The sequence below is a fragment of the Streptomyces sp. NPDC058662 genome, assembly GCF_042716255.1.
Lineage (GTDB): Bacteria > Actinomycetota > Actinomycetes > Streptomycetales > Streptomycetaceae > Streptomyces.
Map to the genome: position 1 here is coordinate 69,362 of NZ_JBHXRU010000024.1, position 5,865 is coordinate 75,226.

Here is a 5,865-nt window from a genome sequence, read left to right on the forward strand (position 1 = left end):
GCGCAGGGGGTCGGGGGCGCCGACGGGTTCGAGGAGGGCGGGGCCGAGTACGGACCGGGTGGTGACGCCCCGGGCGGTGAGGGCGGCGCGTTCGGTGTCGGTGAGGTCGAGGGGGCCCTCGGACCAGCCGAAGACGAGGTGGCGGCCTCCGGGGGCGAGCAGGTCGAGAGCGGTACGGGCGGTCGCGCCGCCGACGGAGTCGAAGAGGACGGTGGCGCCGTCGGGGTGGTGGGCGCGTACGGCGTCCGCCCAGCCGGGTGCGGTGTAGTCGAGGGCGAGGTGGGCGCCGTTGGCGTCGGCGCGGGCGGTCTTCGCGGGGCCGCCGGCCAGGGCGACGACGGTGGCGCCGGCGTTGCGCGCGTACTGGACGAGCAGCGTGCCGATGCCGCCGGCGGCGGCGGGGACCAGCGCGACGGAGTCGGGGCCGAGATCGGCGAACTGGACGATGCCGAGGGCGGTTCGGCCAGTGCCGATCATGGCGACGGCCTCGGCGGGGTCGAGGCCGGGCGGTACGGGGTGCAGCCGGGCGGCGTCGGCGACGGCGTACTCGGCGTAGCCGCCGGGGGCGAAGCCGAGGTGGACCACGACCCGGCGCCCGAGCCAGGCCGGGTCCGTGCCGGGGCCGAGCGCGTCGACGGTGCCGGCGACCTCGCGGCCGGGCACGGTCGGCAGTACGGGCAGGGCGGGGGCGGGGCCCCGGACGCCCTCGCGGAGCGCGGTGTCGAGGAGGTGCACCCCGGCGGCCGCCACGGCGACGCGGACCTGGCCGGGGGCCGGGACGGGGGCGGCGGTGCGCTCGTAGGTGAGGTTCTCGGCGGGGCCGAAGGCGTGGAGGCGGACGGCGTGCATGCGGGTGGGGGGCGCGGCCGGGGGGAGTGGGGGTGTCGGTGGGGGTGGCGGGCACGGCTGGGGTGCCGAGGGTGGCGGCGGGCGCGGCGGCGGGTGCGGCCGGAGTGGTGGTGCTGACGGGGTATCGGCGGCGGGTGTGGTGGCGGTAGTGGCGCCGACGGTGGTGTCGGTGGGCACGGTGGGCGTGGGCGTGGCGGCGGGAGTGGTGGTGCCGGCGGGGGTGTCGGTGAGCGTGGCGGGCGTGGGCGTGGCGGCGGGAGTGGGGGTGTCGGTGGGCGCGGCGGGGGTGGGGTCGGGGGTGGTGGTGTCCTGCGGGGTGGTGGGCATGGGGCAAGGCTGCGACCTCCAGTGCCGTTGAGGTCAACGGCGGGGATTGTCAGAGCCGTCGGCCACGATGGGGCCATGGTGCGTAAAGAGCAGCGTCCGGAGACGGTCAAGGCGGCGCGGCGGGTGGAGGTGCGGCTGCCGGAGCTGGCGCCGTGGCCGGGCGGGGGTCTGGAACCGGACGGGGACTACGACGGGCTGGAGCTGGCGGACCTGGACCTGACGGGCCAGGAGGGGGTTGGCGCGCGGTTCATGGACTGCGCCCTGCGGCGCTGCGTGCTGGACGAGGCGGGGCTGGCCAAGGCCCGCTTCCTGGACTCGGTGCTGGACGGGGTCCGGGGGGTGGGCACCGACCTGTCCGGGGCCTCGTTGCGGGATGTGGAGCTGCTGGACGCCCGGCTGGGCGGGGTGCAGCTGCACGGCGCCGTGCTGGAGCGGGTCGTGGTCCGGGGCGGCAAGATCGACTACCTGAACCTGCGGATGGCGCGGCTCAAGGACGTGGTCTTCGAGAGCTGCGTCCTGGTGGAGCCGGACTTCGCGAGCGCGGTGCTGGAGCGGGTGGAGTTCCGGGACTGCGCGCTGCGGGGCGCGGACTTCAGCGGGGTGCGGATGACGGAGGTGGATCTGCGGGGGGTCACGGCGCTGGAGATCGCGCGGGGGGTGGAGGCACTGGCGGGGGCGGTGATCAGCCCGGGTCAGCTGTTCGAGCTCGCGCCGGCGATGGCGGCGCAGCTGGGCGTACGGGTGGTGGCGTAGCCGGCCGGGCCACGCCCCGTACGCCGTACGGCCCGCCACCCGCCGGGCGCGGGGCCCCGGGCGCCCGTGCCGCGGAGCGGCGGCGCCGGGTCGTACGGCCCTGCGGGGCGGCGCGGGGCGGAGGTTCGGGCGCCGCGGTGATGCTGCCGGGGGGCAGCTTCGGGAGTGCGTCAGGTGGTGCTGCCGCGGAGGCGGTTCCGGGCGCTCGCCGGTGCGCTGCGGAGCTTTGCGTGCGCGCCGGATGGCGTTGCGGAGGGCCGGTGTCGCGGGCGCGCTGGCCGGAGGCGCGGGTCCCGGGGCGCTTGCCGGGTGGTGATGCCGTAGGGCCGGGTTCCGCGCCGGGTGGTGCAGCCGGGGGACGGGGTTCCGGGCGCTCGCCGGTGGGCGGCGGGGCTGTGCGTGCGCGGCGGATGGTGTTGCGGGGGGTTGGTGTCCGGGGCGCGCTGGGCGGTGCCGCCGGAGGTGCGGGTACCGGGGGCGCTTGCTGGGTGCTGGTTGGGCCGCAGGGCTGTGGGCCAGGCCGGGTGGTGCGGGTGTAGGGCCGGGCTCCGCGCCGGGTGGTGCGCCGGGGGAGGACGTTCCGGGCGCGCTCGCCGGTGCGCTGCGGGGCTGTGTGTGCGCCGGATGGTGTTGCGGAGCTGGTGTCCCGGGCACGCCCGGCGGTACTGGCGTAGGGCTGGGCTCCGTGCCGGGTGGCCAGGAACGGGGTGGCGGGGGGTGCTGGCGTAGGGCGGGGCTCCGCGCCAGGTGGTGCGGCCGGGGGACGGGGTCCAGGTCGGGTGGTGCGGCCGTAGGGCCGGGCTCCGCACCGGGTCCGCGTGAGGTCGTACGGCGGGGGGACGGGGCGCCGGGTGGTGCCGTTGGCGGGGGTCCCGGCTCGGGTGGTGCTGTCGTAGGGCCGGGGCCCGTGCCAGGTGGTGCTGCCCTAGAGGCCGGGGCCCCCGGCCAGGTGCTGTCGGCTGGGGGGCCCGTGCCCGGGGGTGCTGCCGTAGAGGGCGGGGCCCGTGCCCGCATGGTGCGGCCGTAGGGGTGGGGCTGCGCCGAGTGGTGCGGGCGTAGGGGGCGGGGCCCGGGGCGTGTCGGGTGGTCGGGGTGGGGTTTTGGGCGGGCGTCCCCGCAGGGGGTCAGGCTGGGACGCGGGGGAAGCGGGACTGGAGCATCCAGATGGCCGGGTTCTCGGCGAGGCCGTCGTGCATGTCGGTCAAGTCCGCGACCAGGTCGTGCAGGAAGTCGCGGGCCTCGCGGCGCAGCAGGCGGTGGCTGAAGGTCAGCGGGGCCTCCTCCGGCGGCATCCAGTCGGCCTCGACGTCGACCCAGCCGAAGCGGCGCTCGAACAGCATCCGGTCCGTCGACTCGGTGAAGTCGAGCTCGGCGAACTGGCGGTTGGCCGAACGGTTCCCCCGCGGATCCCGGTCGAGCTGCTCGACGATGTCGCACAGCGCCCACGCGAAGTCCAGGACCGGAACCCATCCCCAGGCTGTGGACACCTCCCGGTCGGCGGTGGTGTCGGCGAGGTAGACGTCCCCGCAGAACAGGTCGTGCCGCAGGGAGTGGACGTCCGCCGAGCGGTAGTCGGTCTGCGGGGGGTCCGGGAAGCGCCGGGAGAGGGAGTAGCCGATGTCGAGCACGTACCCGATGGTGTCACGGCCGGCCGGCGGCTCCGTTCACGGGAGGAGGCGCTGCTCCTTCGCCACCGAGACGGCGCCCGCGCGGGTGTCGACACCGAGCTTGTCGTAGATCCGGCCCAGGTGGGTCTTGACCGTGGCCTCGCTGATGAACAGGGCGCGGGCGATCTCCCGGTTGCCGAGCCCCCGGGCCAGCTGCCCGAGGATGTCCAGCTCGCGGTCGGTCAGGGTGGGGCGGGTGCCGCGCATGCGGGCCATCACGCGGCTGGCGACGGGCGGGGACAGCGTGGTGCGGCCCTGGGCAGCCGCGTGGATGGCGGCGAAGAGCTCCTCCGGGCGTTCGGCCTTGAGGAGGTAGCCCGTCGCGCCCGCGCCGATCGCCCGCGTGATGTCCGCGTCCGTGTCGTACGTGGTGAGGACCAGGACGTGCGGGGGCTCGGGGAGGGCCGTGATGCGGCGGGTGGCCTCGACGCCGTCGATGCCCTCGCCGAGCTGGAGGTCCATGAGGACCACGTCGGGGCGGAGCCGGGTGGCCAGGGCGACGGCCTCCTCGCCGCTGCCGGCCTCGCCCAGCACCTCGATGTCCGGCTCGCTGCCGAGCAGGGCCAGCAGTCCGGCGCGGACCACCACGTGGTCGTCGCAGAGCAGGATCGTCGTCATCGGGTGGCCTCCAGGGGGACGGACGCGGAGAGGACGGTGCCCTCGCCCGGCGTGGACTCGATGGTCAGGGTGCCGCCCAGCTGGCGTACGCGGGCGCGCATCGCGGGGAGGCCGTGGCCGCGGTCGGGGGCCGTGGCGGTGGCGGGGGTGCTCGCGGTGCTGGTCGCGGGGGTGGTCTCGACGCCGGTCCCGGTGAAGCCGTGGCCGTCGTCGGCGACGTCCAGGACCACCTGGTCCCCCAGGAAACTCAGGGTGAGGGCGGCGGTACCGGCGCCGGAGTGCTCCCGGACGTTGGCCAGCGCACCCTGGGCTATGCGCAGCAGGGCGGACTGGACGCGGTCGGGGAGCGGGACCGGGGCCCCTTCGAGGTGGAAGCGGACCTCGATGTCCGGGCCCGCGTCCAGCCCGCGCAGGGCGCCGGCGAGACCGGCGCCGTCGGCGAGTTCGGACGGCGCCAGGTCGTGTACGAGCCGGCGCGCCTCGGCGAGGCCGCGGGCCGCGATGCCGGTGGCGGTACGGACGTGCGCGCGGGCGGTGCCGGGGTCGGTGTCCCAGGTGCGGTCGGCGGCCTGGAGCAGCATCCGCTGGCTGGACAGGTTCTGGGCGAGGGTGTCGTGGATCTCCATCGACAGCCGCTGGCGTTCGGCGAGGGTGCCCGCGCGGCGTTCGGTGGCGGCCAGTTCACGGCGGGTGCGGAGCAGGTCGTCGATGAGGGCGCGCTGGGCCAGGGTCTGGCGCTCCATGTGGACGAAGACGGCGGTGGCGAGGGCGGCCACGGCGGGCGGGGCGAGGAGGAGGTTGGGGTCGAAGGCGTCGGAGAGCTGGAGTTGGGCCGTGACGACGAAGACGGTGAGGAGGGCGACGAGGACGATCGCGGCGCGTGGGGGGAGGGTGCGCAGGGCCGTGTAGAAGAGCGGTACGGCGCACCAGGCGAAGCTCGGCGCGAGGACGACCAGGACCACCCAGGTGGTGACGATCAGGGCGAGCCAGGGGAGGCGGCTGGGGGCGGTTGCGCCGAAGGCGCCGTTTGCGGTGGGGGCGGTGGGGTTGGTTGCGCCGGTGCTGGTGGGGCGGGTGGTGTTGGGGGGGCCGGGGCGGGGGGTGGCGACGGCCGGGCCGAGTACGTACAGCAGGGCCAACGTGATGCTGAGTGCGATGACCCAGGGGGTGCGGGGTTCGCCGGGGTGGCGCAGGAGGAAGCGTGCCACCGAGGCGCCGAGGAGCAGGAAGAAGGCCGTGTGCATGACCGCGGTGAGTACGCGGGTGTCGGGGTCCGTGGTGGCTGGGCGCGGGGGTTGTGGGGGCGGTGGGGGTGGGGCGCTCACGGGGGCTCCTGGGGCGAGGTGGTGCGTACGTTCATCCTGCCGGGTTCCGGGGCGGGGGGCCGGGGGGCCTGCCGGTCCCGGGCCGGGTCCCCGCCCCTCAAACGCCGGCGGGGCTGGTTGTGGGCTCCGCCCCCCGCCCCGCGCCTCAAATGCCGGCGGGGCTGGATGGGGCTCCGGCGCGGGCCCTGCGCCCCAAGCGCCGGCGGGGCTGGATGGGGCTCCGGCGCGGACCCTGGGGCGCGCGGGCCGGCGGGGCGGGGGGGGGAGCTGGGGGGGGGGGGGGGGTGCGGCCCCGTCAGCCCCGCGCCGCGGTGGGCGGGGCGGGG

At 76.8% G+C, this 5,865-nt stretch carries 5 protein-coding genes; 1 reads left to right on the forward strand and 4 read right to left on the reverse strand.

Going from position 1 to position 5,865, the window contains the following annotated elements; translation table 11 throughout:
- Positions 1-849: zinc-binding dehydrogenase (locus ACFWUQ_RS12030; protein WP_384536391.1), on the reverse strand; the 849-nt coding region annotated here is incomplete at its 3' end.
- Positions 850-1,251: 402 nt separating this feature from the next.
- Here ACFWUQ_RS12030 and ACFWUQ_RS12035 point away from each other — a divergent pair.
- On the forward strand, positions 1,252-1,929 hold the full coding sequence (locus tag ACFWUQ_RS12035) for a pentapeptide repeat-containing protein (RefSeq protein WP_384536371.1): 678 nt from the start codon (positions 1,252-1,254) through the stop codon (positions 1,927-1,929).
- Between the two features lie 1,124 nt (positions 1,930-3,053).
- Here ACFWUQ_RS12035 and ACFWUQ_RS12040 read toward each other — a convergent pair.
- From ACFWUQ_RS12040 to ACFWUQ_RS12050, 3 genes are read right to left on the reverse strand one after another with little or no spacing between them, the layout of a single operon-like run.
- Positions 3,054-3,557: a hypothetical protein gene (locus ACFWUQ_RS12040; protein ID WP_384536374.1), complete on the reverse strand. Its 504-nt coding sequence runs from the start codon at positions 3,555-3,557 to the stop codon at positions 3,054-3,056.
- A 36-nt stretch (positions 3,558-3,593) separates the two neighbouring features.
- The gene (locus tag ACFWUQ_RS12045) at positions 3,594-4,214 is read right to left on the reverse strand and encodes a response regulator (protein WP_384536377.1); all 621 of its coding nucleotides are present in this window, start codon (positions 4,212-4,214) and stop codon (positions 3,594-3,596) included.
- Entirely contained in the window at positions 4,211-5,458 is a 1,248-nt protein-coding gene (locus tag ACFWUQ_RS12050) for a sensor histidine kinase (RefSeq protein WP_384536379.1), read from the reverse strand. Before ACFWUQ_RS12050 ends, ACFWUQ_RS12045 begins: the two co-directional genes overlap by 4 nt.
- Positions 5,459-5,865: the final 407 nt, after the last annotated feature.